Raw genomic sequence first — 236 nt, 5'->3', positions numbered from 1 at the left:
ACCAGCTCCAGCAGCTCTTCATCATCAACCATGTCGCACTTGTTCAGGAACACGATGATGTAAGGAACGCCAACCTGGCGACCCAGCAGGATGTGCTCACGGGTCTGTGGCATCGGGCCATCAGTCGCAGCAACAACCAGGATTGCGCCGTCCATCTGTGCAGCACCGGTGATCATGTTTTTCACGTAGTCGGCGTGTCCCGGGCAGTCAACGTGTGCATAGTGACGGCTTGCGGT

Annotated in this window: 1 protein-coding gene; it reads right to left on the bottom strand. The window is 57.2% G+C overall.

What is annotated here, in order from left to right:
* Positions 1 to 236, bottom strand: a 236-nt coding sequence (locus tag FS690_RS18265; protein ID WP_255471517.1) for a GTP-binding protein, incomplete at both ends; no start/stop codon positions are given.

The organism is Pantoea sp. PSNIH1 (assembly GCF_007680655.1).
In the GTDB taxonomy this organism is placed as follows: domain Bacteria; phylum Pseudomonadota; class Gammaproteobacteria; order Enterobacterales; family Enterobacteriaceae; genus Pantoea; species Pantoea eucrina.
This window is presented reverse-complemented; position numbering and strand designations above follow the sequence as displayed.